The organism is Paraglaciecola sp., from assembly GCF_039964565.1.
In the GTDB taxonomy this organism is placed as follows: domain Bacteria; phylum Pseudomonadota; class Gammaproteobacteria; order Enterobacterales; family Alteromonadaceae; genus Paraglaciecola.
This window is the reverse complement of record NZ_JBDVXF010000030.1, coordinates 271,588-295,315: the sequence shown is the minus strand read 5'-3', so window position 1 is coordinate 295,315 and position 23,728 is coordinate 271,588. Positions and strand designations below refer to the sequence as shown.

Sequence of the window (23,728 nt, the reverse complement as noted above, 5' to 3'; positions counted from 1 at the left end):
AATAAAGACATTGTGTACTAAGCTTAGCGTTGTGCTGACGATGTTACTATTCGTCACTACCAGCAACGCGTCCATAGAAATTATTAAACATGTCAGTTCCAAACAATATCGTGACCAACAAAAAACCTACTATGTTGCTCTACTTCAACTCGCCATAGACAAAGCCGAACATAAATTTGGCCCTGCTAGTTTGCAACATTTGGACGCCTCTATGGTGTATCAGCGAAAACTAATGAGCCTGAATAACGGAGACCTTGATGTAATGTGGACAGTCACATCAAAACAAAGGGAGCAAGAATTATTGCCGATTATGATCCCAATATTAAAGGGGCTTATTGGTTATCGCGTGATGGTGATCCAAGATAATAAACAACAGGCACTCACCCGCATACAGGGTATTGAAAAAATCAAAGATATGGTCGCAATACAAGGCACTGACTGGGCGGATACCGAGATATTGCGAGCAAACGGTTTCCAAGTAGAAACTTCAACTTGGTCCAATAGTTTTTATACTAGCCTAAGTAAAGGGCACTATGATTATTTTCCTCGGTCTATTTTAGAGCCGTGGGCTGAATTGAAAAAACTTCAGTTCGAAAATCTAGTAGTTGAAAAAAACCATTTGCTTTATTACCCCGCAGCCATGTATTTTTTTGTTCAGAAAAACAATAAGGCCTTAGCCCAACGCTTGGAGTACGGTTTGGAACAAGCCATTGAAGACGGTAGTTTTGATCAACTTTTTTATAGCTATCCCGCACATAAAGAAGCGTTATCGAGAGGGGAAATGGGGTCTAGGGTCATTCATACGCTTTCAAACCCGTTTTTACCACGCTCAGCGCCTTTGGCTGATACACGTTTATGGCATCAGGTTCACTGATACCAGCAGTTCCTCAATAGCGATAAATGTTTCAGAATTGTGATTGTATCTAACCTACAACCTGCGTAAAATCCGCGGCGGAGTTGGCCAGACAATCGCCGTTTAGTTTTCATTCGTGAATTTCTAAAGGGAGGAAAGTCCGGGCTCCATAGGGCAGGGTGCCAGGTAACGCCTGGGCGGCGTGAGTCGACGACAAGTGCAGCAGAGAGAAGACCGCCAATTTGTTATTCGTAGCAATTCGGTAAGGGTGAAAGGGTGCGGTAAGAGCGCACCGCGTTGCTGGCAACAGTATACGGCAAGGTAAACTCCACCCGGAGCAAGACCAAATAGGATCTCATATGGCGTGGCCCACGTTGAGATCGGGTGTGTTGCTGGAGCCAGCGAGTGATTGCTGGCCTAGATGAATGATTGTCCAAGACAGAACCCGGCTTATCGGCCAACTCCAACTAATTGTTTGTAAAGCACTTTCTCTAATCTTACGGAGAAGGTGCTACAAAAATTGCTACAGTGATATAAGGAATTCTTATGCTTGCTGTAGCCAATTTTTCATATCTATATTGTCGTATCAACCTAGCGACGAGCTAAAAGTTGTTCTATTGGTGTTCAGGCCGCTTCATAACGAATCTAACTGCTGTTAGTCGCTAGTATGCTTGCTTAATATTTGTTGCATAACATTAACTAGCTCACGGTTTTTGTTTTCGCTAAGTGCATCGGGGTGTGGTGCAGCCCAATTACCTATATCGTTATCAAAATACTTACCGGTTTTACCCTCGAATTCATTGCTAAGTGCTGCTCGGGCCAATATATCTGCCCCAATTCCTAAGTCTTTCCCGTCAGAGCCATAGGCTTCTTTGACCATTTTGCTACCTAGAAATGATGCAGGATTGATGGCAATAAATGAGGGGGCGTCGGGTCCAAGAGTGGCTGCTAGATGTATAGTCCACATAGTGATCGCTAATTTACTTTGGGCATAGGCGGCATTATCTGACAACACCTGTAAGCCCCTTAAGGCATCTAAACTAACGGGCGCTTGTGCAGCAGAAGATAAATTGATAACTCGCCCTGTTGCATTGAAAAGTGGGAGTAGTTGTTGGGTTAACACGAATGGCGCTAACGTATTGACCACAAACCTAACATCAAGACCTGTATCAGTTACTGGATGAGGTATTTTAAACACACCAGCATTATTAATTAACACGTCAATTTTTGTATGTTGCTTCTTAATTGCGTCAGCTAAGGACTGGACATCAGACAATATAGAAAAATCTGCAATATAGGTTTCGATAGTGGCCTGACTATTCAATTGCGCAAGACTGTGTTTGACTTGCTCTAATTTTTCTCGGCTGCGACCGTGTAACAACAGGGTGTGGCCTTGTGATATTAATTTTTTAGCCGCTTCAAAACCAATTCCATCAGTGGCTCCTGTCAGTAAAATCGTTTTTTTCATCTTCTTAGTCCTATTTATTGAGATTGGGAAGCAGGCTTTTAGCAACTTTGTATACGCTGCTTCTATGTCCCCGCTGCGTATTTAAATCGTTGTTTATAAACTAGCGTTTGCTCGAGTACATTCAGCATAGCTGTTACGAAATGAGGAATAAATGCTCTTTAAATGGAATCAGAATTCCGGTTTTGAAGATAATCAATACCAACCTGTAATGATCACTGCTGGGGCGAAAAAGAATCTTAAAATTACGAATAAGCAGCCCTTAGATACCTAAAGGCTAGTAACTTCCCGCAGAGTTATTTTATCACCCCTGAGTCCATGACAATTTGTGCCATCTCTTTAACTTTAGGGCTAGCTAACAAGCCAAAGACATCACCTTTGTTTAACATACGCGACAGTTCAGCGTCGTTAGAAAGCTGTTTAAAACGAGGGTTTTGTTTGACTAGTTCAACACGTGCAAGTGTCGTCATAACTTCTTGAGTGACTCGCATTTTCACGGCGGTCTTATCGGTTACATCAACATCACCTAACACATTGGTTCCATCTAAAATGCGCTGAACTGCTTTTTTATCTAGTACCGCGTTGATTTCTGGAGCAACCATTAACCCGAGTACATCCTTGTTGTTTACCATACGTTTAATTTTACTACTGTTAATCAGTCTCTGCACATCAGGGTCATTCGAAAGGTCGATACCATCTTTAATACTACTAGCGGGATTTTTCAAGGCATAAGATGCGACCCCAACTAATTGTGGTGCCTCGGGAAATTGTTGGGTCAACACTGTATCGATAGTGCCGCCCATTAGTTTTTGTGACCAATTATTAACGAAATTGTCTTCTGGTAATTCGCCTTGGGTTATCGCCGTACTTGCCATGTTTGCAATCCAGACCAAGCCCAATCCCACAAATACCCCGACTACACCATTAGTTATCGCGCCTGGTATAGCCATTTTGGAGTCTTCGTCAGTCGCCTTACCTAAAATATGTAGTAGAATTCGTAAAACGATAGAAATAACAATGGCGCTGACTATAAATATTGCTAAGCCAGCGATAAAATAAGCAGCAAGCCCTTCAAGTGGCGTTTTTTCACTTACAAAAGTTGCACCTTTTGCTGCAAATTTGATGGCGATAAAATAGGCTCCTATTAGACTCGCAAAACGAGTCAGTACTAAACCTAAACCAAGTCGGTAACCGCGGTATATGAAATAAAGTAACACTATTGAGAATATCGCAATGCCGATCATGTTTTTTTCCTTTTAGGGTGAGAGTCGAGTACTGGCAGTTTTTCAACACTATACTGGCAGATCTCCCAATACTAAAGCGCCTAATACAAATTAGATTAATCAAAGTGCTTGATTAATCTTCATTAAATAGTATTTTATTTCACCTCTTTAAATTGTTGTTGAATATTTTATTCTCAAAATAGTAATAAACATTTCTCTAGGTAAAAATACTACATGGATCTTAACCACCCACAGCTAATCCAATTCAATCCGTCTTTCTTTTTCAAACACAGTTCAATGATAAAAAACATGTTTTTGGGAGCTTTAACAATAACCTTAGTTGCATGTAGCGGAGATGATTCAAATGACGCCGTAATCACCCCTCCTACTGATCAAACTAATTCAATTTTAGATTCAGATCTTAGAACCATTATTGTTGAAAACGAGCTTACAGGTGACCCTAGTGCTGATAGAGCAATACCTGATGTAGAAGAGCCTATGGCTCAGTTGGGAATGAAATTGTTTTTTACTAAGAGTTTGGGAGGGGATTTTGATTCCGCTTGTGTCACCTGTCATCATCCGATGTTAGGTGGTGGTGATGACTTGGCTTTGCCAATTGGGGTTGATGCAGAAGTTGTTGATTTATTAGGCCCTGGTCGTCTGCATAGAGTTGATGGCGATCACTTTGATGGTGGGCCAACGGTCCCTCGAAATTCGCCGACAACCTTTAACGTAGCATTGTGGGACGATTATTTGTTTCATGATGGTCGTGTCGAAAGTTTAGGGAAAACCCCAAAAATGGGAGGGGAAGATGGCCTAGGTATTCGTACCCCTGATGTTCCTTTTGCCGAAAACGATGATTACGCAGGTGATGATTTGGTGGTTGCTCAAGCTAGATTTCCAGTTACATCAAATGAAGAAATGAAAAATTTCAGTAATTTTGGAGGTACGGATAATCATCAAGTTAGAGAAAATTTAGAACAGCGACTGGGGGATTATGGTGATCCTCTAGGTGGTAAGTTAGCGGTCAACAACTGGTTAGCAGAATTTAGAGAAGGGTTTGCTGATCCTGATGGTAGTGCAGAGGAACTCATCACATTCGACAATATTGCAAAAGCCATTGGCGAATACGAAAGTTCACAGGTGTTTGTGGAAACGCCATGGAAAGCCTATGTGCAAGGTGATGATTCGGCGATTAGCGATGTCGCGAAACGTGGCGCTAAATTGTTTTTTGGTAATTATGAGGATGGCGGTGCAAATTGCAGTGCTTGCCATACAGGTGACTTTTTTACTGACGAAGAATTTCACGTAATCGGTATGGCGCAGGTTGGTCGTGGTAAAGGTGATGGTGAACATGGTACTGAGGACTTTGGCCGATATAGGGAATCAGGGGATGAAAAAGATAAATACGCATTTAGAACTCCTTCGTTAATTAATGTTACAGCAACAGGTCCATGGGGACATGCTGGAGCATCTGCAACATTAGAACAAGCGATTCGTACTCATTTAGACCCGCAAGGCGAATTGGACAATTACGACTTTTCTCAATTGCCTGCCGAAGTTCAAGTCTACGATATGTTGGTGAATACCCAGAATGCGATTGACAAACTGGAGGTCAATAGAGCGCAAGGTATCAGTAGTATTGAGCACTTTAGTTTATCTGATACTGAAATTTCAGAGTTAGTGGCTTTTCTTGAAGCGCTCACGGATCCATGTGTTGAAGACAGAGAATGTTTGAGCAAGTGGATCCCTGATGCAACTGATAGTAATCCTGATTCTATGCGTCTTGATGCTATTGATAGTGATGGTAATTATTTGTAGTTCATAATCAGTGTAGTTGATTATTAATGACTTAATGCCCTTTAGAGGAATTCGTGACTAAGTCCAAAGGTTTTGGTGCTTGTTGATGCTAAAATAACGATAGGGATTCCAAAAGCCTTGGGCATAACTTGGTAATTTTGGATCGTTAATTTCATTTACGTGGACTTTATGGGTTTTTTCAAGGATTTCTTTGGGCACGCTTTCTAATTTTGTTTGTACCTCGGCATAAAACAAATTGTTTTCTGGTAGCAATCTGAAGTTTTTTGGCTCTGTGCCGCTCATACTCTTATCTGCAATTTTTCGACACGTAGGAGTATCATGTCGTTGCGGATTTAAGCGAGTCACTATTGCGAACGAATAGACAGGTACTTGATCACTTGCCTGCTGACTTTGCACATACATAACGCCAAACCCCAAGGGAAAATCTCCTACTAAATTAACAAAACACAAGTTGGCGTTGGCGCAGATAGCACCGTGTTTAGCGGAGTTATTCAAAACAGTTATTACTTTTGGTAGGTCTTGAAAATCGTAGTCTGGCTTAGTAGATAAAACGAACGAGGAATAAATCTGTGGGATTTTGATTATATTTCCAATACTGTTTTTAGACGGTTTGACCGCATCCGACAGCAAACCTAAAACAAACTTTAAGCGATTATTCTGCTTTTTTTCAAAGCGTAACTTTTTATCGGGATCTTGTCCCTCATAAACTGATATACCGATACCATTAGAGATGAAATCCTGAGTTTGCTCGTGATTCATGATAAGCAAAGGTATGCGAGTCTCTTTGTCTAACACTCTAAATTCGTCAATCGAACCATCCGCGCCTTTTAATAATCGCTGTATTTCAACATGCTGCATACCTATGTCTTGGGTTATGGCTGCGATAATTACAGGCACTGCGACATCTAACTGAAATTGCGTGTATTTATTAGGAACAGAGGAAAAACGAGTCTCGGGTTTATATCTAGCAACAATATAACTATTAGATAGTTTTTTTTCTAACAGCATTTTGTCTAACAAACGCAACGCTAATACTGCCTTATAGAGCGGTTTGTACAACTGGTGCATCTGCTTTCTGTTTTTACCTTCAGTGCTCGACAACATAAATAGGGTGGCTAATAATTTAGCACTTTTGGTGTTGGTTTGTTGTTGACTATTCCCTTCCGATAGTTTCAGAACATTGACGCAAATACTAGCAATACACTTGTAGCAATGTTGACGTTTATTAAGTTGTTTTTGCTTTTCGTCATTCAGTTCTTTTTGAAGTTTCTTAACTTGGTTATGGGCTGCTGCACGCTTAGAATCGGGGGCTGTTTTAACGTACTCCTGTGTACTTTGTAGATTGTCTTGGCAACCGCGCAACACTCTAGCATTGGCATCAGATGATGTGAAATAAAGGGAGGCAAGCTCGTACAGTGAGTCTTTTTTTTCTGAATTATTTTGTATTTGCTTAACCAGTGTTTGAACTGAAGTGGTGTACTGCGAATCACTCAAAGTTGAAGGCATAAATTCGATATCCGTAAAATAATGCTGGGGTTAGCCCTATCTACTTCATCTGAAGTAGCTCCTCAAAATGTACGTATTAGTAATATAGGATTGGTTTAGACATAACGCAATTTGTAAGCAAATTATACCCTTTTGGTGTAACGATGAGACTTATACTTTAGTGGAAGGAAAAGACGTTAAGTAAAATTTACAAAGCGATTGTAAATAATGTCCTATCGATACTATCTCAATTTAAATCACTCAAAACCACTTTGCTTCAATGTGTTCAAGTAACTGATTATAAAGAGAAATCAAGTTTCAACTTTATTTCTGCTAATGGAATGTTTTGTGCTTAATAGAAGATGAGTTAATGAATGTTATTGAGGAGTAAACATGAAAAACACAATAATCGCAGTGGCATTATCAAGCGTTATTATTACTGGATGTGCGTCTAATACTAACAACGCGCAAAAAGGTGCTGGAATAGGCGCGGTGCTTGGGGCGCTGGCTGGAAAAGGGACTGGTGATAACGACAAGAGTCGTTATGTTTGGGGGGCTGCTTTAGGAGCATTAGCAGGTGGCGCAATTGGTAACTACATGGATAAACAAGAGAGTGAGTTTCGCGAAGAACTAGCAAATAGTGGTGTTGAAGTGTATCGGGAAGGAGACAGTATACGCTTATCTATTCCTGGTAATATTACTTTTGCTAACGACAGTGCCACTCTGGTGACTGGGTTTTATCCGGTACTAGAGGATGTAGCGAAAGTCCTCAACCGTTACGATAAAACCAAGTTAAGTATTGAAGGCCACACCGATTCTGTGGGAAACATAAATTACAATTCGCAACTTTCAATGCAACGAGCCAATAGTGTTGCAAATTATTTGCAAGGTACTAATGTTGATGCCAATCGTTTGCAAACCCTTGGCATGGGGGAGAGTCAACCAATTGCGAGCAATGATACTGCCCAAGGTCGTCAAGAAAATAGGCGTGTTGAGTTACGTATTATTCCTATACAAGCTTAATTGAACCTAAAAAAAGTGGCTGTGTATCAGCCACTTTTTTATTTATTCACATTAATTTTCCTACAACCACTTTTAGCAACGTCGATAAATATTTGCTAAATATTCCCATTAAGGTAGTGGTAGTCTAGCTTTAGAATTTATATTCAAGTTCTATCCCAAAGGTTCTTGGGGTTCCATAGTAGTTAACTAAGGTTCCAAAAAAGTCTCGGTTGTTATTGGTTAGATAAACTTCGTCAGTTAAGTTTCTGGCCCAAAGTGAAACTGTCCAATCATCATTATGTGAAATTAAACCCAGTCGTGCATTGAGTAGAGAATTTGACGGCACAGAACCAAATCGAACACTGTCTCCAGATGCTAATAATTGAATATTAATATTGTTCACATCTGTGTAATAGGAATCAGAATAGGAATAATCCAGTCGAGCTAAAAGGTCAGCTCCAAATGCATCTATGGGGTAGTAATACTGCAAACCTAAGTTAAATGATGCTTCAGGCGCTCTGGGAAGTTCATTGCCTGATGCGTCACTACCACCAGCGCCACCACCCGGAAAACTAACAAACTCTGTGTCGAGTAAACCAGCTGAGAAATTCAGGGTTAATTCATCGGTCAGTAAATAGGTCACCTCAGCTTCCAATCCATTAGTTTCTACTTCCGCAGCATTGCGAATGCTGATTGATGTTTGGCCTTCTCCCAAATCAATAAATTGGTTAACTTGGTAATCGCTGTATTTGGCGTGGAAGGCTGCAAACGAAAAAGATAAATTTTTATCTAAGGCCGAACCTTTTACACCGACTTCGAAATTATCTACTGTTTCTTTATCGTAACCAATACCGCCTTCAAGTGTAGAAGTGTCAATGAAGTCAAGATTGTATCCACCACTTTTATAGCCATTGCCGTATTTAATATAAGTATTTAGGTCGTCATTTAGCGCGTAATTTAAACTAACAGTTGGGGCTATATGATTATCCGTTCTTTTATCATTTACACTGCCTGTTGCAATACCAAAAGCACCAGATCCAGTGCCAATTGTTTCCCAATCGACCTTCTTGTCTTCTGTTGATAAGCGTACCCCAAATCCCAATTTTAATTGTTCAGTGAGTTCGTAATCACCACTAACAAATAACGCAACTGTTGTGGTCTCTACATCTCCGTGGTTTGTGGTGGGATTGCTTGGGTCTGTGCCAAATAGTTGCGCTGAAATTGGAGACGCAAATACCGTTCTAGATGTTTCAGAGTCCTGGCTATATAGATATAAGCCAGCTACATATTCAAGTTTTGAATTAGCTGGTGAAATATACTGGAATTCTTGGCTAGTTTGTTCATAGGCATCGTTATAACCGATATATAACAAATCCAATGCGGAGTAATCACTATCATTATTATATGAAATTTCGCTGTCTCTAAAAGCCGTAATTGAACGCACGTCATGGCCATTATCTAAAGACCAATCTAATGTAAGGGCGATACCATTAATGTCTCGTTCTTCCACAGGATCAGAGGTTGAACTTATTTCAAATAAAACAGGGGATTCTGTGGTGAGCTCTGTGCCGAACGTGTTGGTAATCGGCTCCCCTGTATAGGATGTTCGGTCACTTTTCATGCCATCCATTGATAGGTTGGCTTGAAAGTTTTCACTCATGTCATATCGAACTTGAGCCCGATATGAAGTGGCATCTTGTTCGTTGATGTTGTCATTTCCGGTAGCAAGGTTGGTGACAAAACCATCGCGAGTTTGTTTATTAAAAGAAAATTTGGCGGCTAGTTGGTCACTTAAAGGTATGTTAAGAGAAGCCGTTAATTGTTTGGCATTTAAATTACCGAATTCAGCGCCAACATGTCCTTCTAAGGTATCTGTGGGTTCTTTAGATATTAGGTTAATGGCTCCAGCCACGGTATTTTTGCCAAATAAAGTACCTTGCGGCCCACGTAATACTTCAATTCGTTCTAAATCTAATAATTCTTGGTTTAGTGCCGGAGACTGGCCTAAATATACCCCATCAAGATATACCCCTACTCGAGTATCAAATCCAATGTTACGGCTGTTCGCACCCACTCCACGTATTCTGACTTCTGAGGAAAAGTCGGTACCATCACTGATGGTTAGGTTTGGTATAAACTCGGCAACGTCTTTAAGCTGTCTAACACCCGTTTGCGAAATGGCGTCACTGTTCATAGTAGAAATAGATATCGGCACTTCGTTAATATTTTGAGTACGTTTTTGTGCGGTAACAAGTATCTTTTCTAGACCTTTTGACTCTGTTTCCTCAGCTGGGGTTTGCGATGCAACTTGTGCAGTGCTGCTAAATGCAAAAACTGGGCTCATCAATATCGAAATAAGAATTGGATTAAGTTTACTTTTATGCATTAGATGTCTCCTTTATGCCTTACTTTAAGTGGCTGGTTTTACGAATAGGTCAATGTGTAAATCCGTGTGATTATTTTCAGTAAAATGCAGGTCTACTATCATTACCCAGTAATATTCTTAACTCAGACAACTCCCATCATAATTTAGGGGTTGGCCTGATGGCTTGTGGAATGCCATGACTGAACATTCATTTATATTTGAAGTTGGATGTATAAGAATAAAAGGAAGTGGTAAAACTGATATTGGTAATAAAGTCAAAAAAACCGTGAAATGAACCAGCGAAAAAACAACTCGGCTATATGAGTTTATTGCAGCAGTTTGACCCATCATCAAACCATGCAGCCATGATTGGCTACATAAGCAGTATGACTACAGCACCTATAATTGCTCTGCTCCAATTTCTGAATGTTTGAGGAAATAGTGCTAAAAAAGTGTTCGCGAATACCAACGCCAATACTCTGGGTATTTTGGCAAATCGCATCTATCGAAAAGTAGAATGTATCTAACGGCTGTTCACGCATAAAGTTAGCATCTCTGTATTTATTATGACTTGTTAAACTCGCTTTTGTTATGCTGTTTAATGTTTTCTTTACATTGTGTTAAATATATTGCAATAGTTTGTAATTGAATGCAAATGCATTTAATTGTATGCTTTTGCCTTGTTTATTAGCGTAACATTGAAATGATATGAAGCTAGATGTGTTGGAAGGCATAGTGCCTATCTATGGTTAGTTCATATTTACAAAAAATGAAATTCTTTTCAGTGTCTCGTTATTATTTGGAGGATACTGTTATGTCGAATCTCGTAAAATTAATATCACCACATAGAAAACCACCTAAAGATCTGATCGTTAGAAAACCTCTTAATTTGGCTGAATATTTACCCTATCGCGTTTTTAAACTTACTCGAGATCTTGCGTTTCGCGGTAAAGTTTCTGTTCAAGATATTTCGGTCAGCATGCGAGACTGGCGAATTTTAGCCCTTCTCGCCGCCACTGGAGCAAAAACTAATAAAGAATTGGCTAATGAAATTGGCCTAGATTCCACGACTATTTCCCGTGCCGTAAAACATTTAAAGAAAGTTGAGTTGATTGATGTGAGACGTTCAAAACGTGATCGTCGAACTCAACTCATAGTTTTAACTCAAAAAGGTGCCGATACACACGATGCCTTGTCACCTGAGCGTAAACGTTTTGCCGAAGAAATAGAGTCTTGTCTGACAGATAAAGAACGAGATGGACTGTATTTAGCTCTGGATAAAATTGATGCGTTTTTTGCCGAACAACGAATTGAACACGATGAATGGGAATCCTAATATGTTTTTACTAAACTCTTACCGACTAGTGCGCTTGAGTAGCTTTTGTTTAGCCTTATTTTTACAGAGTTCTTTGGTTTTTTCTGCTGATGCGCTGGATAAAATAACCAATACTGCAGCCGAATCTACTTGGCAGGTAATTGAGCCTGGTGGAGTGACTCAATGTTCTGATGGTAGCCCGTACAAATTTCATGTTAAGCCGGGTAAAACCGACAAACTTTTTGTTTTTTTTAACGGTGGTGGGGCATGTTGGAATGCACAAACCTGTGACGCTCGAGCAGAAAGAAAAGCTTTTGTACCTAGGGCCGATCTTGCACACAATGATCCCAACCAGCATAACGGCATTTTTGACTTAGATAACCCCGAAAACCCAGTTAAAGATTGGAGTATGGTTTTTGCCCCTTATTGTACCGGTGATGTGCATTTAGGTTCTGCACAACGTAAATATGTCGCCGCGGATAAACATGAATTCGAAATACAGCATGTGGGGGCGGCAAACACTCAAGCGGTGTTGCAATGGGTTGAGAACAACATGTCGCCAGAAAAAGTGGTGATTGCAGGGGCTAGCGCTGGAGCATTAGCCGCACCAATATATGCTGGACGCGCCGCTACTATGTTTCCCAATGCCGAAGTGCTTAGTTTTGCTGACGGTGCGGCAGGTTACCGGTCACAGCAAGTACCAAAAATTTTAGAGCAATGGTCGGTTTTTGCTCCTTTAGATAAAAATAAATACACTGGTTTTCAGAAAGAAATGAAGAGTTTTTATTCGTTTTATGGAGTTGAAGACAAGCATCACCCTAAAATCAGCTTTGCGCTTTATGATAGCGCTGAAGATAAAGTCCAAGTCATGTTTAAGAGAATGTTAGGAGATACTGATGTGCTTGTTGATGCTATCGTCCAGACATACAAATCTTTAAACAGTGAGGTTGCTCCATTGACTTATTATTTAGCAAGCGGTGATATACATACTATTTTACGTTTTAAGCATTTTTACACGCAAAAAATAGATGGTGTAAGGTTTGTGGAGTGGTTCAACAAGCTGTTAAATAGTCGTTTTCCCGATGTTGTTGACTGTCGTGTTTCTATTGATAAGTGCCAGGTAAATACTCTTAAGCAACCATGAAGAATAAAAAAGTGGCTGTATCAAACAGCCACTTTTACCTTAATAACAAAACACTATTCGGTTAGTCGGTAACTTTTACCGGTACACGTCCATTTTCATCAAGCTTTTGCCCTTTCACTAACATAGATAGTTTTCTACAAAGTATGTAAAAAACAGGAGTGAATAGCAGGCCAAAAAACGTCACACCTAACATGCCACTAAAAACTGTTACCCCTAATGCTTGACGCATTTCAGCTCCAGCCCCTGTAGCGATAGCAAGAGGAACAACACCGAGGATAAAGGCAAAAGAGGTCATAAGAATAGGACGAAGTCTTAGTTTGGCTGCTTCAACTGCAGCTTCATGCAAAGGTGCGCCTTGTTGCTCTAAATGACGGGCAAATTCGACAATCAAAATTGCGTTTTTACTGGCAAGTCCAACTAAAACAATTAAACCAACTTGGGTTAAAATATTGTTATCCATGCCCATTATCCAAACACCAGTAATTGCACTGAGCAAACACATAGGCACAATTAGAATAACTGACAATGGTAAAGTCCAACTTTCGTATAACGCGACGAGTAGCAGATACACAAAAATAACCGCCATGATAAAGGCAATGATCGCTGAGTTACCGGCAATTTGTTGTTGATAGGCGAGTTCTGTCCATTCGAAACCAATGCCATCAGGTAATATTTCAGCGGCAAGTTGTTCCATACTCGCTATGGCTTCACCGGAACTAAATCCAGGTGAGGTGTTACCTAACAGGTCTGCGGCTGGATATAAGTTGTACCTAGGAACTCGAGAAGGACCAGATTGATATTTGAAAGTCACCACTGAACTAAGTGGTACCATATCTCCGGAAAAGTTTTTAACCTTAATCCTCCCGATATCTTCTGGCGTCATTCTAAAAGGTGAATCAGCTTGTGCCGTTACTCTAAAGGTTCTACCTAAGTAGCTGAAATCATTTACAAACGAGCTGCCTAAATATATTTCTAAGGCGCTAAATACCTCTGATACAGGTACTCCTAAACGTTCAACACGTTCTCTGTCTATATCAACATACAGCTGCGGAGTATTGGTTTCGAATAAACTAAACACTGCTTGAGTAGCAGGCGCCTGATTTGCAGCACCTGCTAACTGCCACATCGCCTGCTCTAAAACCGGTAGGCCACGTCCAGCTCTGTCTTCAATCATCATTTTAAAGCCACCACCATTGCCAATGCCGCGCACTGATGGTGGGGGAATGACTACCACAAACGCTTCTTTTATTTGTGACATTTGAATGCGCACTTCTGCCAAGATTTGCTCGAAAGTTAACCCCTTTGCGGAGCGATCTTCGAAATGGTCCATCATAGTGAATATGGCAGCGGAATTTGACGCATTGGTAAACGTCGCCCCCGAAAAGCCAGCAAAACCTACAGAGGTGCGAATACCGTCAATTTTTAATAATCGACTTACAGCATCTTTTACAACATCATCAGTTCTCGACAAAGAAGCGCCAGCAGGCAACTGCACGCTAACAATTAAGTATCCTTGATCTTGAGCTGGGATAAAGCCTTGGGGAACAGACGTAAATACATAGCCTGCCATTACCATTAACCCGATATAGGCTAACGACATGAGTGCTCCCATGCGTATGAGTTTTTTTGTTAACCTGCCGTATAGTTCTGATGTTTTATCCATAGTACGGTTAAAAACATCACCTACACGCGTTAACACACTTTTTTTGCCTTGCTTTGCTTGATGTGTTTTCAGCAATACCGCTGATAACGCTGGGCTAAGGACTAAAGAAACTGACACGGAAATAAGAGTCGCTACAGCGATGGTAATCCCAAATTGGCTGTAAAACTGCCCAGAAATACCTCCTACAAAAGCAGTAGGTAAAAATACGGCAACTAAAACCAAACCAATCGCCATAACGGCACCGCCTACTTCTCGCATGGTTTCGCGAGCCGCTTGCATGGGTTTTTGCCCTTCGGCTAATAATCGTTCCATGTTTTCTACTACCACTATGGCGTCATCTACTACTATGCCAATGGCTAAGACTAACCCGAATAGAGTGAGGTTATTTAGCGAAAACCCTAACGCACTCATTATTGCAAAAGTACCTATTAAAGACACCGGAATCGCAATAATTGGAATAATTGCAGCTCTCCAATTTTGTAAGAAGACTAATATCACTAACACCACTAAACCTATGGCTTCGTAGATAGTAATTTCAACTGCATCGATAGATTGACTAATGAATTCAGTAGGGTTGTAAGCAATGTCGTAGGCTAAATCTGGTGGGAAGTTGTTTGATAAATCTTCCATAATGCTACGAATCGTTGCTGCTGTTTCTAACGCATTAGTGCCAGGGCGTTGAAAAATGGGCATAGCCACGGCTTTTTTATCGCCTAAATATCCTCTAGTGGCATAACTCTCGGCGCCTAATTCAACTCTACCTATGTCTTTAAAACGTACAATTCTGCCATTGGTATTTTTAATAATGACGTTGTTAAATTGTTCTGGCTCAATGAGCCTTCCTTTAGTTTGCACACTTAACTCAAACGCGGTCTGGCCTTGAGTAATAGGTGATTTGTTTAGCGTCCCACTGGCAACTTGAATATTTTGAGCTTGTAAAGCTCTAACAACTTCTGCTGCGGTCATGCCTATAGAAGCGACGCGGTCAGGATCAAGCCATACTCGCATTGAATATTGACTCGCACCAAATACCAAAATATTACCTACACCCTGAACTCGCGCCAATTGGTCACGCACCTGTAAAGTGACATAGTTGGCAATATATGTTTGGTCGTAGGTGCCATTTGGCGAAAACATATTAACCACTAACATCAAATCAGGTGAGTTTTTAATAGTAGTAACACCAATGCGCCGCACTGGCTCTGGTAAGCGCGGCTCAGCAATGGCCACCCGGTTTTGGACTTGTACTTGAGCGGTGTCTAAATCAGTGCCTAGTTTAAACGTTACCGTGATACTGACATTGCCATCTGCGGTAGATTGGGAAGAAATATACAGCATGTTTTCCACACCGTTTATTTGTTGTTCAAGCGGTGTGGCAACTGTTTGCGCCGCTATTTCAGCATTGGCTCCAGGGTAGGAAGCCGTAACTTGTATGGTTGGTGGTGCTACTTGAGGGTATTGCTCAATAGGCAATGTTTGGTAGGCAAGGCTACCAATAATCAACACAATGATGGCCAAAACTGAGGCAAACTTGGGTCGTGAAATAAAAAACTGAGAAAAGTTCATTTGGCTATTCCCGGTTTAGTAGCTGTAAAGGCTAGTGAGGTCGACTTGCTTTGGTGACACTGTTGCACCGGGTCTGGCACGCATCATGCCGTTGACCACTATATTGTCGTCAGCATTAAGACCTTCGGTGATAACGCGTAATTCTTGGGTATGCAACTCACCTAATGTGACAAATTTTCGTTGAATCTTATTTTCACTTGTTACCACGTAAACAAATTTACGAGACTGATCTGTATTGACACTGGTATCTGGTATCAAAATAACCGAAACATTTTCTTGAGACAACAAACGCATGCGGCCAAAAAAGCCAGGTAAAATAAAACCACCAGGGTTATCCAAAATCGCTCTACCTTGTATCGTACCTGTGCCAGAATCTATTTGATTATCAACAAAATCCATCACCCCAAAATGACTAAATTCTTGTTCGTCTTGCAAGCGTATTTGCACAGGATTGGATTTAGTACGTGAGCTCTCACGTTTATCTGATTGACTTAGACGAATATATTTTAAAAGGTCTCTCTCACCAGCATCAAAATAAAAGTGAATGGGATCAACCGAGACAACAGTTGTCAGTAGTGTTGCCCCAGAAGCGCCCCCTGTAACAAGATTACCTACATTCACATAATCTCTTGAGACTACTCCATCTATAGGTGACTTCACTTCGGTGAATTCCATTTCAAGTTTGGCATTTTCAAGAGCGGCTTGGGCAAGATCAAATTCATTGGTGCGGCGGTCCACTTCTTCTTGAGAGAGTGAGTTTTTGCTACGTAAATCTTTTCCTCGCTCCAATTCTTTTTTCGCCAATTCATATCTAGACTCAGCACTTTTTAGTGCAATCTTGAATGAACGCTGGTCTATGACAAACAACACCTCCCCTTTTTTAACTGACTGACCGTCCTTAAAATTAGCTTTCAGTAAATACCCACTCACGCGCGCGCGTATTTCTACTTGGTTTACTGCAGCAAACCTTCCGGTGTATTCGTCCCATTGAGTAATGACCGCTTGAATAGGGTGACTGACATCTACTTCTGGCGTAGGCATTTGTTGAGTTTGAGTGTCTTGTTCAGAGCATCCCGCCAAAATTAAAAATGATAAACACAGTAAATGGTTAAGCGTAATTAAGCGCATAACATGAGGTCCTTAAATTGATTTTATAAGCGGAAGAAAACTTGGTGTTGCTACGAATTACAAGCAACAAATTATAGACCGTATTGTAACCGTAAATCTTTCAGTAAACACGGTGTATTGATTATATCTTATTATCTTAGTGTCGCTGTAAAAGCTTGTTTATAGTCTTTAACTGGTAGTCTATCATTGCTTTGTTGGCGAATACGCCATGCTTGTACCGACATCCCAATACTTGAGGTATTTTTATGAAAACTAATTGTCATAAAATGTTCGCGAGTCCGCTCCTTCCAATAAGCAGATAAAGGAAATCCTTTTTTTGTTTGTACATTAAAGTTCTTGTTGTATTCGATGGTTTGCGGTTCAAAATTTGTAATAAGCAATGATTTCGGATCGGGGAATTGTTTGGGGGTAGCTTTGGCTTTGTCTGACGCCACACTGTTTAGCCCTGTTAAGTTCGACATAGGCGACGATACAACTTCTATTAATCTGCCTCCATGCGCACCCATTCTGACCTGTGCAATACGGCCAAAATGTACATCCCCTGACATCACCACAATATCATGCCCAGAACTTGCTAAGGCTTTTATCAACGCTGAATATTGTGTTTTAGAACTCAATAAATTACGTTCTTGTTTGTTTTTATCTGTTAGCAATATTTGAGGAATAACCAACACTCCAGGTCTGCTTAAACCAGTTGCCCAATTGCATAGCTTTTCGAAGCCTTGCCTATCAATAAACTGAGTTTTACTACGATAGGAACGTAAATCGGCCACACAAAACGATAGATCGTTCCCTATTTCAAACGTATCGACTTTGCTACTTTGTTGCACGTTTAATACGCCATCACGAGAAGCGCTTTTCCATGCGTTGCGGATTTTGTTTATTTTCAACATAAAGAGAGTAGGCAGCAGGCTATCGTAGAATGGATAATCATTCCAATATTCATGATCATCTGGCAACATCCATGCACCACCGCGGGTAAGTATACTGCCTAAAGCTTGCCAATGTTTAGCGTAATCTTCAGCCACTCGCTGACGCACTTCATTGGTAAGAGGTGACAACGAATCTAGACCAATATCTAAATACACTTGGTCACCGACCATAAATTTGATATCAGGCTTAACCGACTCCGCCCCTCGTTCATACAAAGCCTTGTAGGCGCGAGCAGCTTGACCACAATCTCGATGTTCATAAAAACAACTACTTAGGGCAATAGTAAAGGCGTTATTTTTATTGGTAGGTAAAGCTGCAGGTAAGGTACAAAAGGTACCACTACGAAGTAACTGCCATTGATTTTTGCCTTCATGTTCATGACCTTCTAGACGTTGGTAAAAATCGACTTTATAAGTTCGACCCGCCTCTAAATTTGATATCACACGAGAATCATAAAAACGCTGACTCAATCTACTAAACGGACGACGCCATTGTTCGAGACTGATATCCTGCCGATTGATCTCGATGTCACCGAAACTAACAATTAGCCTAGCTAACTTCGGCTTGCGCAAAGTGCCAAATAAAGTTCCTGCCCATACCAAAACCGAAGTTTGGCTAACCTTATGAAACACCAAACTCCACTTTGAGGTATTAGTCGTAAAATCAACAATGTGCATATTTATATCCATTTCTTAAGCAACAAAATAAGCATAGAAGGGGATTGCGGTATTGGTAGTTTTTTACACATGAAACCGAATTAAAGTAATGTATATAGGCGCGAGATGGAAAAAGTGACAAAAACGTGAACACTTAGGGTTTTAAGTCATTTATTATCAAACCAACAATGCCTAAATACGCATCATCGGCAAAACATGTTAGCCTCGATTTTAGAGAAAACTCCTTTTTATCTAATGAATTAACACTTATTTTGCGACAGTAGGAATAAAAAGTGAAAGCGCACATGCAAAAAAGCAAGCAGCTTATTTGGACACCATTGCAAAGAAAGATCTTTCTACTGGTGGTGAGTCTGTTTACTTTGGTGTTTACCTTAACGTTAGTGAGTATTTACCAAGCGGCTTATAACCAAGCTGAGCGGGAGTTTGTTACTCGCTTAAACGTGGGTAAAAACGTGTTTATGAACGAAATAGTCATTGCTAAACAACATCTGGATTCAAGCGTAGAAACCATAGCTAAGGACTGGGCATTACGCAGTGCCATTGGTCAGGGCGAGGATACTGAGTCAATCAAAAGCGTATTGTTTAATCACGGTAAGCGCATCGATGCAGACATTGCTTTGATTTTGGATAAAAGCTTTATGTTAATTGCTCAATATGGTGGAGAAGACCTCACTGTAGGCCAATTTTTGGCCCAAGATTTAGATGACAAACAGCAAAATAGAGCGTGGATTGCCATGGTAGGTAGCGAACCTTTTCTTATGTCAGCTGAGCCTATTAAGGCGCCGGCTACTATTGGTTGGTTATTAATGGGGAAAAGGTTGAATCTTGCATTTCTAAATCGAGTTAAAAATTTGATTTCGTTGGATATTAATTTATTAGTGGTGGGTGATAACCAAAACACTTTACTGCTATCTACCCAGCAAAATAATGAAATGGTTCAACGTGAACTGCAACAAATGACGGGGCAATTTGTTGCCCAAGGTGCCAATGTTGATATGCATGTTATGGGGGCAGAGGATTGGGCCGTTTTACCTTTTAGTATTTTTAACAATCAGAAACAGTATTTTATTGTGTTGTTGCAAGATTCAATTAGCGGTTGGTTAAAAACGCGCAACGCTTTTATGTTGGAGTTATTACCATTTTTCATAGTGGGTATATTGCTGGCTTTGTTGGGGTCATTTTTGATTGCTCGCAGCATTACTAGGCCTGTTGGTCGATTATTACAAGCAGCTAAATTAGTGGCAGGTGGCAGTTATACCGAACAAATCAAGATTTCTGAAAAAAGTGAGTTGGGGGAGTTGGCGAAAGAATTCAGCAGCATGCAAAGTGCTGTCATGGAGCGAGAACAGAAAATTAAAGATCAAGCTGAAGAAATTCGCCAAACCAACACTATTAAATATCAGGTAGAAATTGCCCAAAAAGAACAACAACTAGCAGCATCGGCTACAGAAGCAAAAAGTCGCTTTTTGGCCAATGTGAGCCACGAAATTCGCACTCCACTTAATTCGATAATTGGATACTCAGAAATACTGAGTGATAAATATGCCAGCGAGGGAGACAAAACCAAAGCCACTCTGGCTGTGCATAATGGTGGACAGTACTTACTCAATATAGTTAACGATGTTTTAGATTTATCGAAAATTGAAGCAGGTAAGATTCAACTTGATACAGCGGATATCTGCTTGATTGGGTTGCTGCAAGAGGTCAGTGCTTACATGGATGGCTTTGCTAAAGAAAAACACCTCGACTTTAATCTCAAGCTTAACTTTCCGCTACCCTATAAATTTAAGTCTGATCCGACTCGTCTCAAACAGATTTTGCTGAATTTATGTAATAACGCGATTAAATTCACTCATCAAGGGCAAGTGGACTTGCAAGTGCATTGGGATACCTTTAGGCAGCGTTTTATTTTTGTGGTGTCGGATACAGGGCCGGGTATGAGTGATGAGCAACAACTACGTTTGTTTACTGCGTTTTCACAGGGTAATCAATCGATTAGTCGCAAATATGGTGGCACCGGATTAGGTTTGTACATTAGTAAGCAATTGACTGAAATACTGGGAGGGCATATCAAAGTTACCAGTCAGGAAGGTCAAGGGAGTCAGTTTGCCGTTTATATGCCTTATGTAGCAGCGGTAAATAAGCAAGTAATGATTAATCAAAGCCAAGCAAATGCAGTGTTGAGCAAACACACCGAGCCTACCTTAGAGATACCTGATTTAAGCGGGCATATTTTATGTGCCGATGATAACGAAGATAATCGTCAGTTAGTGGCGTATTTAGTGGCCAAAACAGGGGCAAAACTTAGCTTGGTTGAAGATGGGCAGCAAGCTTTAGATATAGTGGCAAATACTGATTTCGATTTAGTTTTAATGGATATGCAAATGCCGGAGATGGATGGTTTACAAGCCACCACTATTTTAAAACAAAGGAACTTTCAAGCGCCAATTATTATGTTGACGGCTAACGTTGATCTAAACAGCAAAAATAAGATGTTAGCAGCTGGAATTACCGCGCATTTCCCAAAGCCCATTGATAGTAAAAGTTTTTATCTTATGCTGGCGAAATACCTAGGTAACGCCCAAGATTTTGAAACAAATTTAGGGGGAGAGGACGGTAATGTTCAAAATAATGATAAACCTAATACATCGCCTGAGTTCGCACAATTAATACAAAATTATCGATTAAGCTTTAAGAATAAACTAGCGGCTATACAAGAGGCCAATGAACAAAATCATTGGACTCAGGTTGGCTCTCTTATGCATAAATTAAAAGGCTCAGCGGGGAGCTATGGTTTTCAAGAACTCAGTGATTTAGCTACTTTAGTGGAACAACATCTTGACTCAGGTAAGTCGCATGATGCCCAAAAGATCCTCAATACTTTACAGCAGCGTATGCAGCAGTTGTATAACGACACTAAGCCGCAGGATACGCAGCCAGTTTAGATGATCAAAAGTGATGAAACAGTTAGTTGCCTATTCGACCCTCTTTATGAAATAGCCCACTTACAGGTTAATATTTTTCTTGATTCAAAGCTCAATATGTATTTTTTATATTCTTATTTTTACCTTTGTTAGGTAATCTAGTGGTCTTAAAAAACGGTAGGGCATTAATATGAAGTCACTTTTTCTGGCTGTTTTAATTATGTTTTCAGTCGGTTGCAGTGCGAGTGCGACGGAGAAAAAACAACCTAAATCTGAGCCACACACTGGCGTAATTTCCGCCAGCCAATTAATTGCACAATATCCTCAGTTTCGTTCGGCTTATGAACAATATCAACCTAGCTTAGAAGAAATTTCCGCAGTCAAGGCGTTATCTGGAAAGTCACTGGTGGTTTTGTTTGGCACTTGGTGTCATGACAGTGAGCGAGAGGTACCAAGACTTTTAAAACTGTTGGATTTGTCTGGCGTCGAGTTGCAAAGCCTGTCCTTGCATGGGGTAAGTTATAACAAGCATGAGCCTAGTAACTTGCATCAAAGATATGACTTAGAATACTCACCTACCATTGTTTTGCTACAAGGTGAAAACGAGTTAGGGCGTGTTGTTGAAAAACCAACGCTTAGTTTAGGTGAGGACCTAGCTGGTTTTGTTACCGAGTAAATAAGCCGTTTTACTTGTTTAGTCCAACGGTATGTTTATTTCACTTTCACTATTAGGAACTAACTATTCAATCACTCAACCCCAGCGAAAAAGAACTCTGGTTTCTGCCTTTAGGAGGAACCGGCGAAATCGGTATGAATATGAATTTATACGGACATGCTGGGCAGTGGTTGATGGTGGACTGTGGCATAACATTTCATAGTCCATTGTGTACCCAAGCAGAAGCCAAGACATCTGTACTTCATAAGCATGACGTTGTAGCTGCTGACCCTTGGTTTATTAGTCAGCGTAAAGAACAATTGGCTGGTATAGTGATCACTCATGCCCATGAGGACCATTTAGGAGCTTTGCCCTATTTATGGCGTCGCTTTAAATGTCCTGTGTATACAACAAAGTACACCGCAGAGATATTACGTCGAAAGCTTGCACGTGATGGACAAGGTGACAGCATTCCAATTATCGAAATAGCCAGTGGTGAGCGAGTTGATATTGGCGTATTTAACGTCGAATGGATGTTGATTACCCACTCATTACCGGAACCTCATGCTTTTGTGATTAGAACCTTAGCCGGTAATGTTTTTCATACTGCAGACTGGAAAATTGACCTCGCACCAGTGACAGATAAACCCTTTAATTCCCAAGCGTTTAAACAACTGGCTAAGGAAAACATCTTAGCTATGGTCTGTGACTCAACTAATGCTAATCGTGAAGGTCATTCGGTATCTGAGCAACAATGTTATGCTGGTTTAAAACAAGCCGTTTCAAATGCAAAGGGACGGGTAGTGATAGGTTGTTTTAGCAGTAATATTGCTCGATTGATAAGTATTGCAAAAATCGCCCAAGAGACAGGTCGTTATTTTGCATTGTTTGGCCGTTCCTTACAAAACACGGTTGGAGCGGCTAAGGCTACGGGTCATTGGCCAGACGATTTGCCAGTACTAGATGCGTTTCATACTGGATATTTATTGCCAGAAGAAGTATTAGCGGTTGCAACAGGCAGTCAAGGTGAGCCAAGGGCTGCATTAAACCAACTGGCCAAAGATACTTATCGTAATGTCTCTCTGGATGAGGGAGACCTAGTAATATTTAGCTCTATAGTGATCCCGGGCAATGAAGAGCCGATTGAAAACCTGCTTAAAGCCTACAAAGGTCGAAAAATTCACACCTTGATGGCTGAAGATTCGGAACTTCCTATACATGCCTCAGGCCACCCTTGTCAGCAAGAGTTAAAACAAATGTACCAATGGGTCTGTCCACAAATAGCCGTGCCAACTCATGGCGAACTGGAACATTTAGAAGCTAATGCAGAGATGGCGAGATTAAGTCATGTTCCTAGGAGTTTGACTGGACTCAATGGCGATTTATTTAAGCTAGCACCGCACGGGACCGTGGTTAAACAAGCGGTAAAAACTGGTAGGATTGCGCTGCAACAGTCGTAATTACTTCAGCGTAAGTCAACACGTTTCGCTGATTTGGACGGACTGAGCC

General features: G+C 40.7%; 15 protein-coding genes and 1 other RNA gene. 9 read left to right on the top strand and 7 right to left on the bottom strand.

The window, feature by feature from the left end:
• Positions 1-40 precede the first annotated feature (40 nt).
• Both ABJK37_RS14445 and rnpB read left to right on the top strand, forming a co-directional pair.
• Positions 41-874: a hypothetical protein gene (locus ABJK37_RS14445; RefSeq protein ID WP_348355203.1), complete on the top strand. Its 834-nt coding sequence runs from the start codon at positions 41-43 to the stop codon at positions 872-874.
• 79 nt (positions 875-953) lie between these two features.
• Positions 954-1,322: RNase P RNA component class A (gene rnpB / locus ABJK37_RS14440), an RNA gene on the top strand.
• 186 nt (positions 1,323-1,508) lie between these two features.
• Here the strand turns inward: rnpB and ABJK37_RS14435 are convergent.
• Both ABJK37_RS14435 and ABJK37_RS14430 read right to left on the bottom strand, forming a co-directional pair.
• Positions 1,509-2,321 carry an SDR family NAD(P)-dependent oxidoreductase gene (locus ABJK37_RS14435; RefSeq protein WP_348355200.1) on the bottom strand — a complete coding sequence of 271 codons (813 nt, stop codon included), beginning with the start codon at positions 2,319-2,321 and terminating at the stop codon, positions 1,509-1,511.
• 293 nt (positions 2,322-2,614) lie between these two features.
• Positions 2,615-3,562 (bottom strand): CvpA family protein, encoded by a 948-nt coding sequence (locus tag ABJK37_RS14430; RefSeq protein ID WP_348355197.1) that lies wholly within the window; start codon positions 3,560-3,562, stop codon positions 2,615-2,617.
• 213 nt (positions 3,563-3,775) lie between these two features.
• Here ABJK37_RS14430 and ABJK37_RS14425 point away from each other — a divergent pair, with 213 nt between their 5' ends.
• The gene (locus ABJK37_RS14425; protein ID WP_348355194.1) at positions 3,776-5,362 is read left to right on the top strand and encodes a cytochrome c peroxidase; all 1,587 of its coding nucleotides are present in this window, start codon (positions 3,776-3,778) and stop codon (positions 5,360-5,362) included.
• Positions 5,363-5,419: 57 nt separating this feature from the next.
• Here the strand turns inward: ABJK37_RS14425 and ABJK37_RS14420 are convergent, their stop codons facing one another.
• A complete protein-coding gene (locus ABJK37_RS14420) occupies positions 5,420-6,868 on the bottom strand; it encodes a hypothetical protein (RefSeq protein WP_348355191.1) in 1,449 nt (482 codons plus the stop codon).
• A gap of 372 nt (positions 6,869-7,240) precedes the next feature.
• On the opposite strand from ABJK37_RS14420, the gene ABJK37_RS14415 reads away from it, so the two are divergent.
• Positions 7,241-7,870 carry an OmpA family protein gene (locus ABJK37_RS14415; RefSeq protein ID WP_348355188.1) on the top strand — a complete coding sequence of 210 codons (630 nt, stop codon included), beginning with the start codon at positions 7,241-7,243 and terminating at the stop codon, positions 7,868-7,870.
• 130 nt (positions 7,871-8,000) lie between these two features.
• Here ABJK37_RS14415 and ABJK37_RS14410 read toward each other — a convergent pair whose 3' ends face one another.
• The gene (locus ABJK37_RS14410) at positions 8,001-10,235 is read right to left on the bottom strand and encodes a TonB-dependent receptor (RefSeq protein WP_348355185.1); all 2,235 of its coding nucleotides are present in this window, start codon (positions 10,233-10,235) and stop codon (positions 8,001-8,003) included.
• Between the two features lie 793 nt (positions 10,236-11,028).
• On the opposite strand from ABJK37_RS14410, the gene ABJK37_RS14405 reads away from it, so the two are divergent.
• Both ABJK37_RS14405 and ABJK37_RS14400 read left to right on the top strand, forming a co-directional pair.
• Positions 11,029-11,550, top strand: coding sequence for a MarR family transcriptional regulator (locus ABJK37_RS14405; protein WP_348355181.1), 522 nt, complete (start codon positions 11,029-11,031; stop codon positions 11,548-11,550).
• Between the two features lies 1 nt (position 11,551).
• Positions 11,552-12,673, top strand: a complete 1,122-nt coding sequence (locus ABJK37_RS14400) for a pectin acetylesterase-family hydrolase (protein ID WP_348355178.1) — start codon at positions 11,552-11,554, stop codon at positions 12,671-12,673.
• Positions 12,674-12,734: 61 nt separating this feature from the next.
• Here ABJK37_RS14400 and ABJK37_RS14395 read toward each other — a convergent pair whose 3' ends face one another.
• The 3 genes from ABJK37_RS14395 to ABJK37_RS14385 all read right to left on the bottom strand — a co-directional run bounded on the left by ABJK37_RS14395 (position 12,735) and on the right by ABJK37_RS14385 (position 18,640).
• Positions 12,735-15,902 (bottom strand): multidrug efflux RND transporter permease subunit, encoded by a 3,168-nt coding sequence (locus ABJK37_RS14395; protein WP_348355175.1) that lies wholly within the window; start codon positions 15,900-15,902, stop codon positions 12,735-12,737.
• Positions 15,903-15,917: 15 nt separating this feature from the next.
• Complete coding sequence (locus tag ABJK37_RS14390; RefSeq protein ID WP_348355172.1) at positions 15,918-17,030, bottom strand: efflux RND transporter periplasmic adaptor subunit; 1,113 nt, start codon at positions 17,028-17,030, stop codon at positions 15,918-15,920.
• A 131-nt stretch (positions 17,031-17,161) separates the two neighbouring features.
• Complete coding sequence (locus ABJK37_RS14385; RefSeq protein WP_348355169.1) at positions 17,162-18,640, bottom strand: hypothetical protein; 1,479 nt, start codon at positions 18,638-18,640, stop codon at positions 17,162-17,164.
• 272 nt (positions 18,641-18,912) lie between these two features.
• Here ABJK37_RS14385 and ABJK37_RS14380 point away from each other — a divergent pair, with 272 nt between their 5' ends.
• From ABJK37_RS14380 to ABJK37_RS14370, 3 genes are all read left to right on the top strand, one after another.
• The gene (locus ABJK37_RS14380; RefSeq protein ID WP_348355166.1) at positions 18,913-21,585 is read left to right on the top strand and encodes an ATP-binding protein; all 2,673 of its coding nucleotides are present in this window, start codon (positions 18,913-18,915) and stop codon (positions 21,583-21,585) included.
• A 169-nt stretch (positions 21,586-21,754) separates the two neighbouring features.
• Positions 21,755-22,240, top strand: coding sequence for a thioredoxin (locus ABJK37_RS14375; RefSeq protein ID WP_348355163.1), 486 nt, complete (start codon positions 21,755-21,757; stop codon positions 22,238-22,240).
• Positions 22,241-22,380: 140 nt separating this feature from the next.
• Positions 22,381-23,679 carry a ribonuclease J gene (locus ABJK37_RS14370; protein WP_348355339.1) on the top strand — a complete coding sequence of 433 codons (1,299 nt, stop codon included), beginning with the start codon at positions 22,381-22,383 and terminating at the stop codon, positions 23,677-23,679.
• The last annotated feature ends 49 nt before the right edge of the window (positions 23,680-23,728 follow it).